Here is a 17,995-nt window from a genome sequence, read left to right as displayed (position 1 = left end):
AAAGGCTGAAAGGCATTCGCATGGATTCGTCATACATCTTATCGACCATAAATCCTGTCGTCGGCACTCTGTTCTCCCTGACATTCTTCCTGATCTGGAGACAGCAGCCCCACAAGATGCATATCGCCAACTGGGCGCTGGCCTTTTTCATCGGCAGCCTCGGCTTCACCTTCGAATTCCTGAATTATTTCAACCCGGTCTTCAAGCTGACGGACGGCGTCAATATCTTCGTTCCGGTCTGCGTGCTGCTTGTCACCAGGGGGCTCTGTCTTCGCTACACCGGCCAGGCGCCGACGCGGCTGCTGATCCTGATCCTCGTCGTGGCCGACCTCATCGCCTGCTGGATCAATTTCGTGCATCAGAACGCATTCGGGCGCGGCCTTTCCATCAGTATCGGAATTGCGGTGCTGCTGATGTTCGGCATGCAGGCAATATTGAAAGCCCGGACACGGGACCGGATCGACCTGGGCATTCTTGCTGCCATCGCCGCTGCGGCAATTCTGGTGGCGGGACGCCCCATCCTTTCGTTCTTCGTGGAAGGTGCCCCGCAAATCGGCGCCATCGAGCAGACTTCGTTCTGGGCTGTTTCGATCAAGGCGGCAGGCCTCTTCAGTCTGCTGGTGCTTGCAATCCTGTTCATGCTGCGCATTGCCGCAGACCTGTTTGCCGAACTCAATCAGCAATCGGTCACCGATTCACTGAGCGGCCTGCTCAACCGGCGCGGCTTCTTTGCCGCTGCGGAGCCCCTCGCCCGGCAGGCCACCCCGGCACGTCCGGTGTCCGTCCTGCTGCTCGACATAGATCATTTCAAGGACGTCAATGACGGCTATGGTCACCGGGCCGGCGACCAGGTGATCCAGGCAATTGCCGGTCTGATGCAATTGAGCACGCCGGAACACGCGCTGGTCGGCCGGTTGGGCGGGGAAGAGTTCGGCATTTTCCTGCCCAATACACGCAGTGCGGCGGCACTGGCTTTTGCCGAGGCGCTGCGCGCATCCATCGATCTCCAGAGCCATGCCGACATTCCCTCAACCCATCCGATCACCGTCAGCATCGGGCTTGCTGAAGGGACCGGCGAGGAGCTCGACCTGCTGCTGCACATGGCCGATATCGGTCTCTACGAGGCCAAGGACAATGGCCGCGACCAGGTGAGAATGGCTGGCCGCGCCATGGCTGAGAGAAACACACGGCACAGGCCAGCCAAGCCGGCCTGAGGCGGTCTCCCGAGACCATCGGCGCACAGCTTTTGATGGACGACCGCAATCGGTCCGGGCATAAACCGCCCATGTCATCTCTGCCGATCATCCACGCCCCTGCCTATGATGCCGGATTTGATCCCGGCCACCGGTTTCCGATGGGAAAATACACGCGGCTCATGCAGTTGATCAGGCAATCCGGGCTGGGGTCGGCGGCAACATTTCATGCGCCTGCGCCCGCCGCCGCCGGATGGCTGATGCTTGCCCACCACCGCAGCTATGTGGACCAGGTGCTGGCCTGCACCGTGCCCGCCCTCATCGAGCGCGAGATCGGGTTTCCGGTCGATGAACGGGTGAGCATAAGAGCACAGCTGGCAACGGCCGGCACGGTGATGGCGGCGCGGCTGGCGCTCAGCCATGGCATCGCCTGCAATACCGCCGGCGGCAGCCACCATGCCAGGCGGGCCCAGGGGGCCGGGTTCTGCACCTTCAACGATGTCGCCGTGGCTGCACTGCTGCTGCTCGCGGACCGGGAGGTCGAACGCGTTCTGGTGATCGATCTCGATGTTCACCAGGGCGACGGCACCGCCGAAATCTGTGCCGGCATGCCGTCGATCCGCACCGTATCGATGCACAGCGAAAAAACTATCCAGTGCGCAAGCAGGCCTCCAGCATCGATGTCGCCCTGCCCGACGGCGTGCGCGACGAGGCCTATCTGGAATCGCTCGACTGGCTGTTGCTGCAAAGCTTAGACGGTTTTGCGCCGGACCTGGTGTTTTACAATGCCGGTGTCGACCCGCACCAGGACGACCGTCTGGGGCGGCTGTCGCTGAGCGATCAGGGCTTGAAGGATCGCGACCGGCGGGTGTTTTCGTTTTTCCGGCAACGCGGCATTCCGGTCGCCTCGGTTCTGGGCGGCGGCTACAGCCGTGACATCGACGCGGTTGCGCGGCGGCATCTCTTCACCTTCGAAGCGGCGTCGGAATTCGCCTGAGATCACCTGCGCAGGCTGAGCAGCCGCATCACGATGAAGATGGGGATGACAACGCCGGCGCCAAGCAGGAAATAGCTGCCGAAGCGCCCCAGCGCCGCAAAGCCGGTTTCCCAGAGATTGACCAGGAAATCACGGGCCATGTAGAGAAGGTCGACCGGATACCAGTTGAACGCGGCCATGATCACGCCGACGACGAAGGACGCGACCAGCAATTTGAGTGCGGTGCGGCCAGGCGTATCGCCCAGAAAGCGTGTCAGACCATTGCTCATGCCGGTTGTTCCCGTGTTGCGTTGCCCTTCACATAGTCATGCAGGCGGCGCCGGGCAAGTGTGTCATGCAGCGCTGTCGATCATCCGCTCAAGTGTTTCCAGCCGGTCCGCTTCCGCCGGGGGCTTGTCCCAGCGCAGGCGGCTGATGCGCGGGAAACGCATGGCGACGCCGGATTTGTGGCGGCTGGAGCGGGCGATGCCCTCGAAGGCAATTTCGAACACGAGCCCCTTGTCCACGCCGGCGCGGACCGAACGCACCGGGCCGAACCGCTCGATGGTGTTGTTGCGGACATATTTGTCGATCTCGATCAGCTCGTCATCGGTGAAACCGAAATAGGCCTTGCCGACAGGGACCAGCTCCCCCGGCTCGCGCCAGACCCCGAAAGTATAATCGGAATAAAAGCCCGAACGCTTGCCGTGGCCGCGCTGGGCATACATCAGCACCGCATCGATCAGGAACGGATCGCGTTTCCACTTGAACCATTCGCCCTTGGGCCGTCCGGGAAGATAGGGTGCGGCCTTGCGCTTGATCATCACGCCCTCGATCACCGCAAAGGGCGGATCGGCACGGCGTGCGGCAAGGTCCTGCCAATCGGCAAATTCGAGGAGTTCGGAACAGTCGAACCGCGTCAGATCGAGGTCGGCGACGAAGGATTCCAGCCGGACCCGCCGCTCAAAAAACGGCTTTGCGCGCAGGTCCTCTTCACCAGCCTGAAGCACGTCATAGGCGCGAAAGAAGGCCGGATGGTCGCGCAATTGCCTGGCGCTCACGGTCTTGCGGTTGAGGCGCTGCTGCAGATCAGAGAAACTGCCGGTCTCGATGCCGCCGTCTGAAGGCCGGGCCACCAGCAATTCGCCATCCAGCGCGCCCTCAAAGGAAATCGCGTCGACCAGGTCCGGGAAGGCTGCAGAAATGTCGTCGCCGGTGCGGGTGTAAAGTCGGCTGATGCCACGCTCGGACGTGGCCTGCACGCGGATGCCGTCCCATTTCCATTCGGCCACGAAATCCGCCGGATCTAGCTTGTCGAATTCCTTTGTATCGATGGCATGCGACAGCATCACCGGGCGGAACGGGGCAGCGCTGGCATTGACCGGTTTGTCGCCGGAGCCCTCGAGCCAGGCAAACAGCTCCGCATAGGGCGGCGTCAGCCCGTGCCAGAGCTCCTCGATCTCGTTGACGTTGACATTACCAAATGCGGCGAGCGCCTGCTTGATCAACCGGCCGGAAAGCCCCATGCGAAAACCGCCCGTGACCAGTTTGAGCAGGCCGTAACGCCCGGGCGGGTCGAGCCGGTCGAGCCAGCCCTCGACCAGGGCGGGACCTTCGCGGCGCGAGGATTTGACCAGGGTCTCGACCACCTCGGTCAGCCCCGGCGCGTCGTTGCGGCCGGCAAGCGCTGCGCCCCGCTGGGGCCAGGCGAGCGCGATGGTTTCGGCCAGATCGCCGACATAATCATAGGAATAGCCGAACAGTTCGGGGTCCATGCGGGCGGATATCAGCTCGCGCAATTGCGCCGGCTTGACCGCCGGAATGTCCAGATCGCGGGCGATGGCGGCAAGCGCGTAACCACGCTCGGGGTCCGGAACGGTGCGGAAATAGTCCTGCAACAGCGACAGCTTTGCATTGCGCGAGGGCGTGAAAGCCAGCATGTCGAGGAGATCGGCAAATCGGTTCACGGATCAGTCCCCCTCATCTTCATAGCCGACCAGATGCAGGGGCTTGGCGGCGATGCCCTGCATCTCGCACCAGCGCACCAGCGCTTCCTCGCGGCCATGGGTGACCCAGACCTCGCCCGGCGCGACGGTATTTATGGTTTCGGCCAGTTCATCCCAGTCGGCATGATCGGAAATCACCAGCGGCAGTTCGACCCCGCGCTGCCGGGCGCGGGCGCGGACCTGCATCCAGCCCGAGGCGAAGCTGACCAGCGGATCGGGAAAGCGGCGGGCCCATTTGTCGCCAAAGGCCGAGGGCGGTCCGAGCACGATGGCACCGGCAAAATCACCCTTGGCGCCGGTTTCCACCGTGGCCGGGCGCAGATCGCCCAGCGCGGTGCCCTGGCTCTCATAATAGTCGCACAGTTTCTTCAGCGCGCCGTGAATATAGAGCGGCTGATGATAGCCGGCGTCACGGATCAGCCGGATCACCCGCTGCGCCTTGCCCAGCGAATAGACTCCGATCAGATGCGCGCGCTCGGGGTTGCGGCTGACCGAGCGCAACAGGCGGCTGATTTCATGCGCAGCATCGGGATGGCGAAACACCGGCAGCGCGAAGGTCGCCTCGGTGATGAAGACATCGCAAGCCACCGGTTCGAATGTGGTACAGGTCGGGTCCGGTCGCGGCTTGTAATCGCCGGAGGCAACGATGCGCAGTCCGTTGCACTCGACCGCTATCTGGGCCGAGCCCAGAACATGACCGGCGGGGTGAAAACTGACCGTCACATCGTTGATGCGGACCGTTTCACCGAACTCCGCGCCCTGGGTTTGCCCGGCATGATCGGCGCCGTAGCGGATTGCCATGATGTCAAGCGTTTGCGGGGTTGCCAGCACGTGGCCATGACCGGCGCGGGCATGGTCAGCATGGCCATGGGTGATCAGCGCCCGGTCGACGCCGCGCACCGGATCGATGAAGAAATCGCCCGGCGGGCAATAGAGCCCTTCGCGGCGGGGGATCAGCAGGTCTTCGGGTTTCATTGCCATGATTATCAACTAGGGCGGATCTACCGCATTCGAAAGGGCTTGCGTTTTATCAGGTCCCAACGCATAGGCTGCGGCCACAGTTCCTTTTCGGTTCACACATGACATCACACCAGCTTTCCTCGGGCGATCTGACTGCCGATCGCCGCGCCCAGTATGCGCGTCTGTATGCTGAAGGCGGCGATTACACTGCGGCAGCCGACCTGCAGGCGCAGGCGCTTGAACTGACGCCCGCCTGGGCCGCCGGTTGGCACGGGCTTGGCGATTATCGCGAGAAATCCGGCAATCTCGCAGGCGCTGCGGAAGCCTGGCGCAAGGTGCTGGCGCTGTCACCGGTCGATATCTTCGGCGCAGGGCTGAAGCTGTCGCTCACCGGCCAGGCCGAAGCGCCGTCGATTCCGCCATCCGAATATGTCGAGGCGCTGTTTGACGATTATTCGGCCCGCTTCGACACGGCGCTGGTCAACAATCTGGACTACCGTGTCCCGCAACGGCTGGCTGCGCTGATCAGCGAGGCCGCCGGGGAACACACCCTGTTTGCAAAGACCATCGATCTGGGCTGCGGCACCGGCCTGTTCGGCGAGCGGATCCGGCACATGACGTCCTGGCTGGAAGGCTATGACCTGTCGCAGGGCATGCTGGCCAAGGCCACGGACAAGGGCGTTTACGATCATCTCGGCCAGGCCGACATCCTTTATGGCATCACGGCCGCGCGGCGCCAGGGTGCTGCGCCGGCCGATCTGGTCGCCGCTGCCGATGTCTTTGCCTATTTCGGCGATCTTGATCCGGTAATGGCGGTGGCCGCAAAGCTGACGGCTGACAACGGCCTTCTGGCGCTGTCGCTGGAAGCGGGCGCAGATGACTGTGACTGGCTGCTGCAGGCATCGCTGCGCTACTGCCATGGCGAAAACTATCTCCTGCGCGTGCTGGAGCGCCATGGCTTCGATGTGCTGAGCGTGTCGCGCGAGCCGATCCGCCGCGATGGCGCCAACACGATTTCAGGTCTGCTGGCCGTGGCGCGCAAGCGGCCGGACATGCGCGCCACGACCGGGGACAAAGTGACCGTTGTGCCGCAAACCGCGCCGCAGACCATCGCCATCAACTGATGGTGAAACGGCGGCGCGGTGGTCGTGACCGCAACTCTCAGGCAGCCTCGGCCGGTTGATCGATGGGATGCGGGCTGCGGAAACCGACAGCGAGCCTGTTCCAGGTATTGATCATGCCGATCGTCACAGTGATCTTCATGATGTCCTCATCGCTGAAATGTGCCCTGAGCGCTTCGAAGTCGGCGTCCGGAATACCGGTTTGCGCGACATTGGTGACAGCGTCGACCCAGCCAAGCAATGCCCGCTCGCGCGCGTCGTAGACACCTGCTTCTCTCCAGACGGACATCAGGTTGATCCATTGCTCGCTCAGCCCATCATGACGGGATTCCTTGACGTGCATGTCGACGCAGTAGGCACAGCCATTGATCTGCGATGCGCGCAGCTTGATCAGATGGATGAAGCGGCGGTCGAGACCGGAATTCTGGACATAGGTCTCGAGTTGCAGAACCGCCTTGAGGGCCTCAGGCGCGGCTTTGTGAAAATCAAGACGTGGGTGCATCATTGTCTCCTTTTCGGTGATGCTGGCCTCAGCGGGCCGGTTTGCGTTGATGAAGCTCGAGGAAGGCGCAGCCACGGGATACGATTCCGCCGTCGTCCATTTCTGCGAGGTCGGTGATGAGGCCGGCCACTGTGACGCCGGCGAGCTCACGGCGGTAGGCCTTCTCGGCCCTGAGCATGGCCGCATTGATGCCACAGGGCGCGGTGAAGTAGCGGCCAGGCAAGGGATTTGGCCCGCGCTGCCGGATCTCGTTGCAGCGAAAGGCCGGCCTCGGTCCTTCAACGGCAAGCACGATGTCGAGCAGACTGATGGAGTGCGGCGGGCGGGCCAGCCGGTAGCCGCCTTTCGGTCCGGGCACGGTCGCCAGAATGCCGGCGCCGGAAAGGGCTTGCAGGTGCTTGAGCAGATAACTTGTCGACACTCCGTGAAACTCGGCAAGACTGGCCGCCGAGAGCACGGCATCTGTTTCCAGTCCAGCCAGCATGGTCACGCTGTGTATGGCTTGCTCGACGCCGTCACTGAGCTTCATATCATCATCCTTATTCATGGATATAATTTATCCATGATTCGGAAAAGCTGTCAACAAGGCTGTCTCCTGGTCATTTGGGCTGATCGTCATGCCCAAGCTTGGACTGTCGCCAGGCCTGCACTACATTGACCCATGTGAAAGCCGATTCCGCGCCACCCACTGACACTCCGGGTTTTGATCTGCCCGAGCCGTTCCTCGGCTGGTTCTCCAGCCGTGGCTGGCAGCCGCGTGCGCATCAGCTGGAACTGCTGGCAGAGACCGCATCCGGACGCTCGATGCTGCTGATCGCGCCCACCGGCGCCGGCAAGACGCTGGCCGGATTCCTGCCGAGCCTGACCGAACTGACCACGCGCGGCAAACCCAAGCCGGGTGCAGCCGGCTTCCGGTCGCTGCACACGCTCTACATCTCACCCCTGAAAGCACTAGCGGTCGACATCGAACGCAATCTGGCCCGCCCGGTCGAGGAGATGGGCCTGCCGGTGCGGATAGAAACCCGGACCGGCGACACCCCGCAATCCAAGCGCGCCCGGCAGCGCAGCGATCCGCCCGACATCCTGCTGACCACGCCGGAGCAGGTCTCGCTGCTGATTGCCAACCAGCATGCCGAGCGGCTGTTTGCCGGTTTGCGCTATGTGATCTTCGACGAGCTGCATTCGCTGATTGCGTCGAAGCGCGGGCATCTGCTGTCGTTGGCGCTGGCGCGTCTGCGCAAGCTGGCGCCCGGCCTGCGCACCATCGGGTTGTCGGCAACCGTGGCAGATCCGGAAGCGCTGCAGCGCTGGCTGGTGCCGCAATCGCGGGAAACAGACGAACTGGCCGGCCGCATCACCGTTGCCGGCGGCGCCAGTCCGCTGATCACCATTCTCGAAACCGCCGACCGTATCCCCTGGTCCGGACATTCGGCGCGCTACGCGATTCCCGATGTCTACCAGACCATCAAGGACCACCGCACCACGCTGATCTTCGTCAACACCCGCAGCCAGGCGGAACTGCTGTTCCAGGAGCTCTGGCGGATCAATGACGACAGCCTGCCGATCGCGCTGCATCACGGTTCGCTCGATGCGGCGCAGCGGCGGCGGGTGGAAGCGGCGATGGGACGCAACGAGCTGCGCGCCGTGGTCGCCACCTCCACGCTCGATCTCGGCATTGACTGGGGCGATGTCGATCTGGTCATCCATGTCGGCGCGCCCAAGGGTGCCAGCCGTCTGGCGCAGCGCATCGGGCGGTCGAACCACCGCATGGACGAACCGAGCCGGGCGATCCTGACACCGGCCAACCGGTTCGAGGTGCTGGAATGCCAGGCCGCGATCGATGCCAATTATGTCGGCGCCCAGGACACACCGCCCGGCGGCGATGGCGGGCTGGACGTGCTCGCACAGCATGTGCTCGGCATGGCTGCCGCCGCGCCGTTTGATGCGGACGAGCTCTATGCGGAAGTGACCGGTGCCTCACCCTATGCCTGGCTTGACCGCGATACCTTCGACAAGGTGATCGAATTCGTCGCCACCGGTGGCTATGCGCTCAAAAGCTATGACCGCTACGCCCGGATCCGCAAGCGCGCAGACGGGCTGTGGCGGATCTCCAATCCGCAGGTGGCGCAGCAATACCGGCTCAATATCGGTACCATTATCGAGGCGCCGATGCTCAATGTGCGGATGACCAGCCGCAAGAACGGGGCACTGACCGGGCGCGGCGGCCCGCCGCTGGGCAAGGTCGAGGAGTATTTTCTCGAAACCCTGGCACCGGGCGACACATTCCTGTTTTCGGGAAAAATTCTCAGATTTGAAGGCATCCGCGAGAACGAATGCATGGTCTCCAAGGCCTGGGACCAGGATCCGAAAGTGCCCGCCTATGCCGGAGGCAAGTTTCCGCTGTCGACCTACCTGGCCGATGGCGTGCGGGCGATGATTGCCGATCCGGACCAATGGGGCGCGCTGCCTGACCAGGTGTCGGACTGGCTGCGGATGCAGCAGCAGGTCTCGTTGCTGCCGGCCAGGGACAGCCTGCTGATCGAGACCTTTCCGCGGGCCGAGCGGCACTACATGGTGTTTTATCCCTTTGAAGGCCGGGTCGCGCACCAGACGCTGGGCATGTTGCTGACCCGGCGGCTGGAGCGGATGCGGGCGCAACCGCTGGGATTTGTCGCGACCGACTATTCGCTGGCCATCTGGGGGTTGGAAGACATGGGCGCGATGATTGCCGACGGACGGCTGGATCTCGGAGACTTGTTTGACGAGGACATGCTCGGTGATGATCTGGATGCCTGGCTGAATGAATCCTGGCTGCTCAAGCGCACCTTCCGCGCCTGCGCGGTGATCTCCGGGCTGATCGAACGGCGTCACCCCGGCAAGGAGAAGACCGGCCGCCAGGTCACGGTTTCTGCCGACCTGATCTATGACGTGCTCAGAAGCCACGAACCCGACCATGTCCTGCTGCAGGCAACCCGCGCGGATGCGGCACAGGGGCTTTTGGATATTCACCGGCTCGGTATTATGCTCAAGCGAATCAAGGGCCATATCCGGCACCGGGCGCTTGACCGCATCTCGCCGCTGGCGGTCCCGATCATGCTGGAAATCGGCCGTGAGCCGGTCACCGGCGAAGCGCATGAGAGCATTTTGGCCGAAGCCGCGGAAGATCTGCTTGCCGAGGCGCAGAGTCTCGGGTCCCTGCCCTGATTGAAGGAAACTGCCATGCACGGCGCGATTGCGGCGTTAACTATCGGGCCCGTGCCCGCCGGACCAACGGCGATCGACCTCGACGTCAACGGTACCGCCGTGTGCTGCGACCGCGCCGGCGTGCTGTGGCTGCCTGACAGCGGTGTGCTGGTGGTGTCCGATCTGCATCTGGAAAAGGGCGCCGCCTTTGCCCGCCGCGGCATGTTGCTGCCGCCCTATGACACCGCCGCCACCCTGGCCCGGCTCGGCGAGGCGATTGCCCGCTACGCGCCGCGGCTGGTGATCAGTCTCGGCGACAGCTTTCATGACCGGACCGGCTCGCAGCACTTGCCCGATTGTTACCGGGAGCAGCTGCTGGCGCTGCAACGGGGGCGTGAGTGGAGCTGGATCGAGGGCAATCACGACCCGGACCGGCCAACCGGACTCGAAGGCGGCTGGTGCAGCGAACTCCACGTTGAAACCCTGGTGTTTCGTCACGAGCCCAGATACGGCATCGCCGATGGCGAAATTGCCGGGCATCTGCATCCCTCCGCCCGCGTGGTGCGGCGCGGCAAGGGTGTGCGCCGGCCATGTTTTGCCAGCGACGGCAAACGGCTGCTGATGCCCGCATTCGGGTCAACCACCGGCGGGCTGGAATTGCGCCACCCGGCGATGCGCGGCCTGTTTGCCCAGAGCGAACTGATCGCCCATCTGATTGGCCGCGACCGGATCTATTCCGTCGCCTTCAACCGCATCAATGGCTGACCGCGCACGGGTGCCAACCGGTCACGTGAGAAGAACGAGCAGGATGGATGCCGCCACGATCGCGCTGATGGTCAGACGCAACCGCCCGAACCATGCGGGCAGACTGCCGTTGCGGGCACTTGCGACGTCCCAGAGGCCCTGAAGCACGAATCCCGCCAGAAGCAGGAGCAGCGACCAGGGCCGATCGATTAGCAGCGCCAGCCAGGCCGCAAGTGACGGCGCCACGCTGAGGATCATCCGCTCGGCACCCGGTCCGGTCGTCGGCGACAGTGCCGCACCCCAGCGCACACCGCCCATGAAGGACAGGATCACCGCGCCATAGCCCATAAAGGCGGTTTCGCCGCCCAGATGCGCGGCTGCAAAGCCCGGCGACACCGCCGCTGCCAGGGCCATCGCCACGAATGGCACGGCGCCGAGACCGGCCAGGAACCAGGCCGTGGCGATTGTCCGATTGTCAGCTTGCTGTTGCATGAGGAAAATTCCCGGCAGTGTGGCCGCAGGTTCAATCCCTGCGGAAAATGATGCTTCCCAGCCATCCGGTCACGCCGGCAAGCAGCACGGCGAGAATGCCGTAGCCGAGCGGATAGCCATGCGCCAGATTGTAGATGAACTGCTCCAGGCCGGTTTTGACCACGCGCAGCGGGATCACCTTTTCCATCACGAACTGGTTGTTCTTGTACAAGACCGCGCGGACCTTGTGCTGGCCGACGGGAATGTTGGCCGGAAGCCGCACGGTGGCGCGGAACAGCGACTTGGAAATGAACTGGACTCCGGTCGGGGCGCGCTGATAGAGCCCGCTGGCCTGCTTGATGCGGCGCAATGCCTCGCGAAACTCGGTCAGGCGCGAGCCATCGCCGACGCCGCCGGTCGGAACCAGACGAATATTGTTGATGCCGATGTCGCGCGAGGCGAGTTCCATCAGATTGGCGATGTTTGCCAGGGTCGGGTGCTCGACATCGAATAGGAGGCCGGGATCGGCTCGAAGCGGATCGAATGGCGGTTCATCCAGATCCCGGCAACGCGTTCCTTGCGGCGCACCGTGCTCGACTTGCGCGGACCTTCCAGCGCCACCACGATATCATAGGCGAAGGTGGCCAACAGCAATTCGTCGGCGCCGTCGATGGCGCCGAAGACCGTGATGTCGGCTCCGGAAAAATCCGAGGTGATGGCGATTTCATTGGTCGAAATGCCGATGTCGATCCGCTCGGAATACTTGTCGTTGATCGTGACCGTGTGATCGGCCAGTTGGGCCATGGCCGGACCCGCGGCGGTCAGAACTCCAAGAAACGTCAAGACAGCCGTGCGCATCAGAACCCGAAGCTCCCGCTGACCACGGAATAGACTTCGTCCGGCGGCAGGATCAGTCCGAAGCCGAGCCGGATACCGACGCCCAGAACCAGCAGCGCGAGGCCGGCACGCAATTGCTCGCCACGCATCTTCTGGCCGACGCGGACACCATATTGCGCGCCGATGACGCCGGCGGTCATCAACAGCCAGGCCAGCACGATGTCGACCGAAAAGTTGGTGGCGGCCTGGACGATGGTGGTGAAGGCTGTGACGAAGATGATCTGGAACAGCGATGTCCCGATCACCACATTGGTCGGAATCCTGAGCAGGTAGATCATCGCCGGAACCATGATGAAGCCGCCGCCGACCCCCATGACCGAGGTCAGGATGCCGATCGCAAAGCCGAGCAGGATGACCGGAATGGCACTGAGATAGAGCTTCGAGCGCTTGAACCGCATCTTGAACGGCAGCCGGTGCACCCAATTGTGCTGCCCGGGCTTGCGCGACGAGACGGCCTGGTTCTTGGAGGCGCGGCGCATAGAATTGACGCTCTCCCACAGCATCAGGCCGCCGATGGAGCCCAGAAAGACGACATAGAGCAGCGAAATGATCAGGTCGAGCTGACCGAGCCGGCGCAGCATGGAGAAGATCTGTATGCCGACCGTCGCGCCGGCAAGACCCCCGGCAAGAAGCACAAGCCCGAGCTTGATGTCGAGCGTGCCGCGCCGGAAATGCGCCAGCGCGCCCGAGACCGAGGACGCGACCACCTGATTGGCGCCGGTGGCAACAGCGACGGCAGGGGGAATATTGTAGAAGATCAGAAGCGGCGTGATCAGGAATCCGCCGCCGACGCCGAACATGCCGGACAGGAACCCGACTGCCGCGCCCATCCCGAGAATGACGAAGACATTGACCGACAATTCAGCGATCGGAAGGTAGATGCTCACCTTGCGCCCCCGGGCGTCAATGGCAGGAAAGGGTTAGGCCAAGCTGTGCCCGGCAAAGCCGTATTGCGCGTTTCGATCACGCAAGTCAAATCTGCCGGTAGCATCTTGAAACGGATGCGGTTCACGCATCCGGCATTTTGGTCTGCAGCACACTCAAATTGCCGCAGCGACACGGCAATTCCTGATCACATCATTGCGGCCCCACCCGGCACAAACCTGCCGGGCCTAGACGTTGCGCTCAAGCAATTCCTTGACCAGCCTGTCGTCGATTTCGCCGGTGACCTCCATGCCGACCGAAGCCTGGAAAGCCTTGATCGCCGCGGTGGTCTTCTTGCCCATCACGCCGTCGGGCGCGCCGGCATCAAAGCCGTTGTTGTTGAGGATGGCCTGGATGTTGCGAATGGCCTTGCTCATGTCAACGGATGCGGTCTCGTTGGCTGCAACACCCCATGATGTCGGCGTTTCAACGCCGTTGACTTCGGGCTCGACCGGCTGTGCGGTCCAGTTGGCGACAGCGGCACGGGCTGCCTCGACCTGTTCGGGCCGCAGCGCGTTGAAGACTTCGTCCCGCTTGACCGCGGCATCCTTGTCGCCGTCATTGGCTGCAATGGCGAACCATTTGTAGGACTGTTCGAGATCCCGGGTCACCCCGTCGCCGCGGGCATAGAGGATGGCCAGATTGACCTGGCTGTCACGGACACCGACTTCGGCAGCGCGGGCAAACCATTCCGAAGCATTGTCAAAATCGGGTGCCGGGCCGGCCGTGGCATAGAGCACGGCGAGATTGTGCATGGCGCTCGCGTTGCCCTGCTCGGCTGCCATCTGATACCATTTTTTCGCGGCATCGAGATCACGGTCGAGACCGCTTCCCTTCTCGTAGAAATTGGCGATCCGGTACTGCGACGGTGCGTGTCCGAGATCGGCGGCGCGCTGGTACCAGCTGGCTGCCGTCTTGAGATCGACCGGTACGCCGCGGCCTTCGGTGAATCGGGCGCCGATTTCGTAGAAGGCCAGCGGGTTGCTGGCAGCGGCGGCTGCCTTGAGCGCGCTGTTTGCGGCACCGGCAGGCAATGCTTCCAGGTCTGCGGCGAGCAAGGTGTCGACCGCCGGCGCGGGCTCTTCAACGGGCGCAATTGCAGCCGTCTGTTGCGGCGATGTGGCGATCGGTCCGATGTCCGGCGTGGCCGAGGGCGCTTCGGCGGTCTGCTGCTCATCGACCGGCTCGACCACGCGAACCTCGGGCAAGGGCCTCAGGCTGATGCCTTCTTCGCTTTCCGCAGCGGCATTGATCGAGGCGGCGGGATCTGGCTCGACCGCTTGCCCCTCGATGGAAGCAGGCTCGACAAGCACCGGTTCGATGGCAGCGGTCTCGTCATTGTCACCGGTCACCAGGCCTGAGACCAGCGGGAATGACATGATCGCGAGCAGGACCGCTCCGGCAGCCATCATGATTGGACGTCGGCGCGACTTGAGCACTTCCAGCAGTCCGCCGCCGCCGCCGATCTTGCGGGTCTTGCCGATGGTCTCGACTTCAGCCGCAGCGGCCATTGCCGCGCGGCGGGCCGAGGCCAGGAATTCGGTCTTTTCCGAGCCGTCTTCCGCCGGCTTGCCGCCGCGTTGACGCTCGGCTGCCTGGGCCTGGCGGACCTTCTGCAGAATCCGGTTGATGTCGGGCGCGCCGGAACCGGGTTCGAGCGGCATGTTGGCGATCGCCTGATCCATTTCCATGGAGGGATCGAGCGGCGGGGAATCATCTTCGGTAAACTGCGGCTCGGCCGATGTCTTCGGCGTTTCCTTGCCGGGACGGATGCGCGCTGCCAGGCCCGAAAGGAATGACTTGTCACCATTTGAACCGGCCTGCGACAAAGCCTCGGTCTCGTCGGCTTCCTCGGCCTCGTGGCTTGTCGCAAAGGCCGCGGCAAGAGCGGCTGCCTCGGACGGCGACCGGGCCGGCTGACCGGGACGGTGCTGGTCCAGATCCGCATCGTCATGGTGCTCCGACGCAGCGGCATCCATTGCATCATCAAGCTCGGCCGTCGACGCCCTGGGCATCGCTGTCCGGTTGCCCGACCGCGGCGCATCGGCAACACCATGGTGCGGGTCGCCGGATCCGCTTGCGGCGCGCGATGACGGCTCGGCATCGAGGCGCTCGAGCCGGCCGGCGATCTTCAGCAAGGTTTCCTGCACCGCCTCGAAGGCGCGAATGGTGCGGTCATCGGTCTTGCGGCTGAGATTTTCGAGAGCCCTGAGATCATCGGCGAGAGCGGTGATGACTTCGATATTGGCGATCGACTCCGGCGATGTGGTGTTGCTCAACTGACCGGAATAGGCAACCAGCGCCGCTTCGGCTGCCTGGCGTGCTGCTTCGATCACGAATTCATCGCTCGTCGCCATATGCTCTTCAATGGAGGCGAAGCGTTCTTCCAGCGCCTCGGATCCACCGACGGGAGACGAGGAAATCAGCCGCGACAGGTTTGCAATCTGGTCCTCAAGACCCCGCATAGCCTCGTCGCTGGGACCGGACTGGGCGTTGCTGGACATGTCCAGACGCTCGGCAATATCGGCAAGCCTGGCTTCCAGGTTCTCGATGCCGGGAATGGTCATCGTCGCCGGTTCGGCTGCCGGGCGGTCGAGCCTTGCGGAAATTTCGGCAAGCTGCGCCTCGACATTTTCAAGGCCGCTGAGCGGCTGCATGGAGATGCCGGCGGAGTTGGTTTCTGCCTGCTGCAGCATCGACGCGATGTCGGACAGCTTGGCATCAAGCGTTTCCAGGCCGGGGAGAGGATCGACATTGCGCGATGCGGTCTGTTCGGCCCGGCCGATCAGTGCTTCCAGGCGGCCGATCACGGCATCCGGCACGCCGCCGGAGACCTGCGCCGGGACCGATATGCTTTCGATCTGCTGCGCCAGCTGGTCGAGCCGGGAGATCAGCGATTCATCGACACCGCGGGCATCCAGCGAGGCAATCCTGCCGGAGATGTCGCTCAGATGATCGGTCAGTTCCGGCATCCGGTCTTCGCGAACGCCTTCCTCGACCAGGGCCTGCAAGCGTTCGATACGGGCGTCAAGCCGCGCGACCGCCTCTTCATCGGCCAGTTGCGCGACACGGTTGGCAAGATGTTCGATGCGCTCGCCGATACCCGATTCCTCCTGGGCCGGGGCCAGTTCGTCGATTTTCTGCGCCACCGCAGCCAGCCGGGCCTCCAGGCGCTCAAACGGAGCGGGATCGATCGGCGGCGTCACAGGAGCCGGCATCGCGGCTATGCCGCGGGTGATTTCGTCCAGACGCGCGGCGAGCAGGTCGAACTGCTCGGGGAAGTCGACGCTTGCGCTGACCGACTGACGCGACATGGTCTCGATCGACTGGGAGAGCTCGGAGATCTTGTCCTCGATCGCCTGGGCCTGCGCAGTGGCCGGCAGGGTGGACAGGACTTCGCGAATGTCATCGACACGGTAGGCCAGATTGACCAGTTCCTCGCGCAGCGCGCCCATATCCAGACTGGAGACCTGTTCCTCCATCGACTGCCAGCGGGTTTCGAGCGAACGGACGCTGTCTTCCCGCGCCAGCCGGTCAACCATCGACCGCATGGAATCCAGTTCGAGCCGCAGCGAATCCGCGCCGCCGTCCTGCGATCCCAGCGCATCGATCGAGGCGGAAATGCTGGCCAGGTCGCGGCGCAGTTCCTTGGGCAGCGACTGGTCGCGCGCTTCGGCGCGCAGTTCGCGCATTTCCTGGCGCAGGGCGGCCATTTCCCTGATCAGGGCCTGGCTGAGATCGGGCTGGGCTTCCTGGCGGGACGCAGCTTGATTGTCCGCAGCATTGGAGCGCGGCATCGAGGCCTTGGGCTCGGCGCGCCGGACTTGTGTTTCGGGTGCGGCGGGTTTCATGGGCGCTTGCGCGGCAAAAGGCTCGGCGGGTGCACGACGCGCGCCTTCAAGCACTCTTTGACGGGCACGGATGCCGTCGAGCAGATCAGCTCCCAGACCCGGTTGCTGCAATGCCGGAGACGCGGACCGGCCTGCAGCAGGCTTGCCGCTGCGACCGAGGATTTCCTCGATGCGCGCTTCCAGTCCCTCAATAGTGCGATTGAGCGCATCCAGTGAGGATTCAGCTGCTCCGGCTTGGCTTGAATAAGATCGCGATCCGTTCATTGTCGTTTCCGCTTCGCGTTGTTGTCGGGAGCCTGCAGCTCCACCCCCATCCGCAGCCAGCCCTTGTTGCTCGTCCCTGTGCCGGTGAAGACCTGCACCCGGGAGAGCCAGACTTCAGACCGGTAAAAACAAGATACAAAGAATCCGGGCTTACTGCTCGTCCAGCGCACATTCCGCGAAACGTGGTAAACAACCCGTTAACCAAGGTTACTTTTCTTGGCTATTTGAGCTTTAAAGTGGCGCGACTTGACGGTTTGGGCCTTATAATGTCAAACCGCTGTGCTCCTTCGGGCGCAACAATTGCAATGGCAGCCTCGGTCGAACATGAACGATATGACGGACAGCAGCATGGACCAGGATGACGCGGTCTATAAAATCGGCGATCTCGCCGAGGAGTTCGGCGTCACCCTCCGCACATTGCGTTTTTACGAAGACAAGGGCCTGCTCAAGCCGGCGCGCGTTGGCGTCACCCGGCTGTTCACGAAACGCGACAGGGCGCGGCTCAAGCTGATCCTGCTCGGCAAGCGGGTCGGGTTCTCGCTGACCGAGGTCAAGCGGATGATCGACCTGTATGATCCGCGGGGCAAGAATGTCGCGCAGCTCAAGGTGGCGCTGACCAAGGGTGAGGAACAGATGCGGGTGCTGGAAGGCCAGCGCGACAGCATCCATACCGCCATCGAAGAGCTCGAACGCACCATCGCGATGGTTCGCGGCATGCTGGCCGACTCCGAATAGACACTGTCGCCCACCGCGCCGCCAGGCCGCCCTCGAGGCGGGTTTTTGTGTTTATGCGGCTGCCGGCATCGGTCCGGGATTTGCTTCGCCCGGCCTTTCATCAAAAATTGTTTCCGGTTTATTTCGATTTTTTCAAATAAAATCTGCGAAAAATGCTGGTTTTTGGCC

Annotated in this window: 13 protein-coding genes and 2 pseudogenes; 6 read left to right on the top strand and 9 right to left on the bottom strand. The window is 63.2% G+C overall.

Annotated features, from left to right (window positions below; genetic code table 11):
* Positions 1-20 precede the first annotated feature (20 nt).
* The gene (locus tag OEG82_RS05095; protein WP_267611359.1) at positions 21-1,214 is read left to right on the top strand and encodes a GGDEF domain-containing protein; all 1,194 of its coding nucleotides are present in this window, start codon (positions 21-23) and stop codon (positions 1,212-1,214) included.
* A gap of 71 nt (positions 1,215-1,285) precedes the next feature.
* Positions 1,286-2,190, top strand: a pseudogene (locus OEG82_RS05090) (histone deacetylase family protein).
* Between the two features lie 2 nt (positions 2,191-2,192).
* Here the strand turns inward: OEG82_RS05090 and OEG82_RS05085 are convergent.
* From OEG82_RS05085 to OEG82_RS05075, 3 genes are all read right to left on the bottom strand, one after another.
* The gene (locus OEG82_RS05085) at positions 2,193-2,459 is read right to left on the bottom strand and encodes a DUF6460 domain-containing protein (protein ID WP_267611358.1); all 267 of its coding nucleotides are present in this window, start codon (positions 2,457-2,459) and stop codon (positions 2,193-2,195) included.
* Between the two features lie 63 nt (positions 2,460-2,522).
* Complete coding sequence (locus OEG82_RS05080; RefSeq protein ID WP_267611357.1) at positions 2,523-4,136, bottom strand: cisplatin damage response ATP-dependent DNA ligase; 1,614 nt, start codon at positions 4,134-4,136, stop codon at positions 2,523-2,525.
* Positions 4,137-4,139: 3 nt separating this feature from the next.
* Positions 4,140-5,150 carry a ligase-associated DNA damage response exonuclease gene (locus OEG82_RS05075; RefSeq protein WP_267614874.1) on the bottom strand — a complete coding sequence of 337 codons (1,011 nt, stop codon included), beginning with the start codon at positions 5,148-5,150 and terminating at the stop codon, positions 4,140-4,142.
* Positions 5,151-5,254: 104 nt separating this feature from the next.
* Here OEG82_RS05075 and OEG82_RS05070 point away from each other — a divergent pair, with 104 nt between their 5' ends.
* The gene (locus OEG82_RS05070) at positions 5,255-6,259 is read left to right on the top strand and encodes a methyltransferase (RefSeq protein WP_267611356.1); all 1,005 of its coding nucleotides are present in this window, start codon (positions 5,255-5,257) and stop codon (positions 6,257-6,259) included.
* Positions 6,260-6,296: 37 nt separating this feature from the next.
* Here OEG82_RS05070 and OEG82_RS05065 read toward each other — a convergent pair whose 3' ends face one another.
* Complete coding sequence (locus tag OEG82_RS05065) at positions 6,297-6,758, bottom strand: carboxymuconolactone decarboxylase family protein (RefSeq protein WP_267611355.1); 462 nt, start codon at positions 6,756-6,758, stop codon at positions 6,297-6,299.
* A gap of 28 nt (positions 6,759-6,786) precedes the next feature.
* Positions 6,787-7,287 (bottom strand): Rrf2 family transcriptional regulator, encoded by a 501-nt coding sequence (locus OEG82_RS05060; RefSeq protein WP_267611354.1) that lies wholly within the window; start codon positions 7,285-7,287, stop codon positions 6,787-6,789.
* Positions 7,288-7,421: 134 nt separating this feature from the next.
* Here OEG82_RS05060 and OEG82_RS05055 point away from each other — a divergent pair, with 134 nt between their 5' ends.
* Both OEG82_RS05055 and pdeM read left to right on the top strand, forming a co-directional pair.
* Complete coding sequence (locus OEG82_RS05055) at positions 7,422-9,962, top strand: ligase-associated DNA damage response DEXH box helicase (RefSeq protein ID WP_425497631.1); 2,541 nt, start codon at positions 7,422-7,424, stop codon at positions 9,960-9,962.
* Between the two features lie 15 nt (positions 9,963-9,977).
* Positions 9,978-10,706: a ligase-associated DNA damage response endonuclease PdeM gene (pdeM, locus tag OEG82_RS05050; RefSeq protein ID WP_267611353.1), complete on the top strand. Its 729-nt coding sequence runs from the start codon at positions 9,978-9,980 to the stop codon at positions 10,704-10,706.
* 21 nt (positions 10,707-10,727) lie between these two features.
* Here the strand turns inward: pdeM and OEG82_RS05045 are convergent, their stop codons facing one another.
* From OEG82_RS05045 to OEG82_RS05030, 4 genes and pseudogenes are all read right to left on the bottom strand, one after another.
* Positions 10,728-11,177, bottom strand: coding sequence for a DUF3429 domain-containing protein (locus tag OEG82_RS05045; RefSeq protein WP_267611352.1), 450 nt, complete (start codon positions 11,175-11,177; stop codon positions 10,728-10,730).
* Between the two features lie 31 nt (positions 11,178-11,208).
* A pseudogene (locus tag OEG82_RS05040) lies at positions 11,209-12,014 on the bottom strand (TIGR02186 family protein).
* Positions 12,014-12,940 carry a sulfite exporter TauE/SafE family protein gene (locus tag OEG82_RS05035; RefSeq protein WP_267611351.1) on the bottom strand — a complete coding sequence of 309 codons (927 nt, stop codon included), beginning with the start codon at positions 12,938-12,940 and terminating at the stop codon, positions 12,014-12,016. Before OEG82_RS05035 ends, OEG82_RS05040 begins: the two are co-directional and overlap by 1 nt.
* 225 nt (positions 12,941-13,165) lie before the next feature.
* A complete protein-coding gene (locus OEG82_RS05030) occupies positions 13,166-16,828 on the bottom strand; it encodes a peptidoglycan-binding protein (RefSeq protein ID WP_267611350.1) in 3,663 nt (1,220 codons plus the stop codon).
* Positions 16,829-17,440: 612 nt separating this feature from the next.
* On the opposite strand from OEG82_RS05030, the gene OEG82_RS05025 reads away from it, so the two are divergent.
* A complete protein-coding gene (locus OEG82_RS05025; RefSeq protein WP_267611349.1) occupies positions 17,441-17,827 on the top strand; it encodes a MerR family transcriptional regulator in 387 nt (128 codons plus the stop codon).
* The last annotated feature ends 168 nt before the right edge of the window (positions 17,828-17,995 follow it).

It is taken from the genome of Hoeflea ulvae (assembly GCF_026619435.1).
GTDB lineage: Bacteria > Pseudomonadota > Alphaproteobacteria > Rhizobiales > Rhizobiaceae > Hoeflea > Hoeflea ulvae.
Note: the sequence above shows the minus strand (reverse complement) of the source record. Positions and strands in the feature narration are given on the sequence as shown.

Coding starts and splice junctions, on each gene's coding strand:
- OEG82_RS05095 (WP_267611359.1), top strand. CDS start 21: ATGGATTCGTCATACATCTTATCGACCATAAATCCTGTCGTCGGCACT.
- OEG82_RS05085 (WP_267611358.1), bottom strand. CDS start 2,459: ATGAGCAATGGTCTGACACGCTTTCTGGGCGATACGCCTGGCCGCACC.
- OEG82_RS05075 (WP_267614874.1), bottom strand. CDS start 5,150: ATGAAACCCGAAGACCTGCTGATCCCCCGCCGCGAAGGGCTCTATTGC.
- OEG82_RS05070 (WP_267611356.1), top strand. CDS start 5,255: ATGACATCACACCAGCTTTCCTCGGGCGATCTGACTGCCGATCGCCGC.
- OEG82_RS05065 (WP_267611355.1), bottom strand. CDS start 6,758: ATGCACCCACGTCTTGATTTTCACAAAGCCGCGCCTGAGGCCCTCAAG.
- OEG82_RS05060 (WP_267611354.1), bottom strand. CDS start 7,287: ATGAAGCTCAGTGACGGCGTCGAGCAAGCCATACACAGCGTGACCATG.
- pdeM (WP_267611353.1), top strand. CDS start 9,978: ATGCACGGCGCGATTGCGGCGTTAACTATCGGGCCCGTGCCCGCCGGA.
- OEG82_RS05045 (WP_267611352.1), bottom strand. CDS start 11,177: ATGCAACAGCAAGCTGACAATCGGACAATCGCCACGGCCTGGTTCCTG.
- OEG82_RS05030 (WP_267611350.1), bottom strand. CDS start 16,828: ATGAAACCCGCCGCACCCGAAACACAAGTCCGGCGCGCCGAGCCCAAG.
- OEG82_RS05025 (WP_267611349.1), top strand. CDS start 17,441: ATGGACCAGGATGACGCGGTCTATAAAATCGGCGATCTCGCCGAGGAG.